This window comes from Komagataeibacter saccharivorans (genome assembly GCF_003207825.1).
In the GTDB taxonomy this organism is placed as follows: domain Bacteria; phylum Pseudomonadota; class Alphaproteobacteria; order Acetobacterales; family Acetobacteraceae; genus Komagataeibacter; species Komagataeibacter saccharivorans.
Window position 1 is genome coordinate 1 of sequence record NZ_NKTY01000065.1, and the last position, 2516, is coordinate 2516.

3 protein-coding genes are annotated in these 2516 nt (G+C 47.4%); 1 reads left to right on the forward strand and 2 read right to left on the reverse strand.

Going from position 1 to position 2516, the window contains the following annotated elements; translation table 11 throughout:
- Positions 1-643: 643 nt before the first annotated feature.
- Positions 644-982: a DUF1493 family protein gene (locus CFR79_RS15220; RefSeq protein WP_110548446.1), complete on the reverse strand. Its 339-nt coding sequence runs from the start codon at positions 980-982 to the stop codon at positions 644-646.
- Entirely contained in the window at positions 976-1311 is a 336-nt protein-coding gene (locus CFR79_RS16425; RefSeq protein ID WP_408884599.1) for an STM2901 family protein, read from the reverse strand. The genes CFR79_RS15220 and CFR79_RS16425 overlap by 7 nt, the downstream gene beginning before the upstream one ends.
- Positions 1312-1849: 538 nt before the next feature.
- Here CFR79_RS16425 and CFR79_RS15230 point away from each other — a divergent pair.
- A complete protein-coding gene (locus tag CFR79_RS15230) occupies positions 1850-2374 on the forward strand; it encodes a GrpB family protein (protein ID WP_110548448.1) in 525 nt (174 codons plus the stop codon).
- Positions 2375-2516 lie beyond the last annotated feature (142 nt).

Genomic DNA, 2516 nt, shown 5'->3' on the forward strand with positions numbered 1-2516 from the left:
CGCAGGTAGTACCGCGTCTCTATCTCTTGAATCGCTCATGATTCATAGCTGAACCAGAATAGAAATATTCAGCAAGGCGGCAGTCGCCGGGTGCTTACGTTGGTATTCGACATGACGTGTTCTGAAATGCAGACACAAAAAAAGCCCGCCGGGTCAGGGCGGGCTTTGCGTGTCGCGTGGGTGATCCTTGCCACAGCTCTGCCATAGCGATTTTTGGGAGGATCATAATTTTGTGGGAAAGTCCAGCTCAGTGAGCAGCACTAGCCGAACTATATTTAATATATAGCAAAAACCGCGCGCAGATACCAGAGAGAAAATAGGCTGGCGGAACTCCACCAATGTCCGGTTTTGCGAAATTTTTAGCCACCCGCAAATGTCCGACAAGAGAACTTGAACTCCCGTTCTGGAACGTTGTAAATGCGCACGCGCCTCTAGTCTTTTGCCCAACGTGGGGTATAATTTCTGATTAGTCTTCCACTTCGGTCTCGAACGTTATCGACTGCTTCCAGTCCATCGCCGATGTCGAATCCATGAAATTCGTATCTCTTCCTTTTGACATTCTGAGCGGTGAGTAGAAAAGAATCGCGCCATGGCTGATATGAACCGGAATAAGGTGCCCGCGCTTGAGGCTCAGGTAATGATGTTAGACCCAAGCACCAACAGAGGCAGCGTGCGCTAACATGGCTATGGTTAGGGGCTTAGGATCTAGCCGAGCACGTTTTCTATTCACAAAGCCGAACAGCAGTGCACCTATGATTCCTTCACCCTCTTCTGGAAAATATTTTTCGAAATCAAAATTTTGAGCACTGACATCAAAGTGCTCAAAGTAACGGTGCATTAGGCTCTTAGCATCGTCGTTGTACATACGAAGATCGCCTCGCAGTGTCGTATTTTCTGTCAATTCGCGTGGTTTCGGGCCCGGAACTTGTTCAGAAATAAATGACAAGATTTCAGATAGCGCGTCTTCGTAAGATTTTACCATGCCATTTTGTCCTCCGGCTTGACTAAAGCGTTATAGCGTCGAACTGATTTCAAGATGATTTCAGTAACGTCCTTCGTCATGACGACATAGCCAACAAATGGGATGGTTCGCCCTACCCATGCTCCTAAATATCTTGTCATAGCAATACGAAGAGTGAATAACGATTTTCCGGTAAACATCGGAAGACGAAAAGGTAGCTGAACGTCAATAGCTCGCCGAGAAGCCAAAGATGCGACTGACGTCCCTTTGGTAGCGCCCGAGGACTTCCCCCGTGTCGAGATTACTGGCTGCCCACTTATAATCACGATAGCCTCCACAATATAATCAATACATAATTGTTATTTGTAAGTATAAATTAAAATACAAACGAACAAAATCTTTGCGTTTATACCGCAAATACCGTTGCATTAATACGTTGTCATAGCGGTTTGCTTGAGTGAATATTTTGAACGAGGCATGGATATATTCTCTCCAGGTAAGAAATTATGCCGCCTCAATGAACAAAAAAATGTGTATTTTTGTAAAAATGTACAAAAATAACAAGTTGTCTGGAAGCAGCACAAAAATACGATCACCTTACCTTCCGATGCCTTATGCCTTTGAAGGTATAAAACCACATAGTTCTTTATTTGTTCCGAATTCTGCGCGCAGTATCAACGGTGCATCCTGTGTGCGGGATTATCTGGGCCGATGTCTGCTTTACGAAAAGTAACAGATGAGAGCGAATAACCGACATGAGGCGGCAGTCGCCTGTCTGCTCTTGGAACGCTGAACCGCTTCGCAATCTTGGTGAGATTTTTACCCACCGGCCCTTCCCAGAGATAAGGTATAAACTGCTATCATAACGAACCTCCTCATGGAGTTAATATGCCGCCGCCGATCACAGTAAGACTTGTACCTCACGATCCAAGGTGGGCAGAAAGCGCCTCACGCAAAGCGCGGCGCCTTCAGGAGAACGTCTCAGCAATCCACGCTGTCCACCACATCGGATCGACATCAATCCCAGGGATTGTCGCAAAGCCCATACTCGACCTGATGCCAGTGGTTTCGTCATTGGATGCTCTGGACTTACAACGTGCAGCGATTGAAGCACTTGGTTATCAGTGGCATGGTGCGTACGGCATAGAGGGGCGGCGTTACTGCACCTTAGATGATCCAGAAACCGGCCAACGATTAATTCAACTGCATTGCTTCGCTAATGGTGACCAAAATCTCCGCCGCCACCTCGCCTTCCGAGACTATCTGCGCAGTTCACCTGAAATGGCGCAACATTACGAGCGCGAGAAACTCCGATGCGCTGGCCGCCATCCCACAGACAGCCATACCTATTCCGACTGCAAGAGTGCACTGATCAAACGCATCGAAGCTGAGGCTTTGAAGTGTTATCCTTAAAATTAGTCTACGGCGTGTCGTCAGTTAAGCTCTGAATGTGGCCTGTGAGGGTTGTACTTTGTGTCTGCGTGTGCTGACTGTTTTCCCGTTTTGAGGGAGACAGACAGATGCGGCGCTATAGTTTACGCGATGACCAGTGGGA

Excerpts from the sequence above, each read along its gene's own strand:
- CFR79_RS15220 (WP_110548446.1), bottom strand. The coding sequence starts at position 982 with ATGGTAAAATCTTACGAAGACGCGCTATCTGAAATCTTGTCATTTATT.
- CFR79_RS15230 (WP_110548448.1), top strand. The coding sequence starts at position 1,850 with ATGCCGCCGCCGATCACAGTAAGACTTGTACCTCACGATCCAAGGTGG.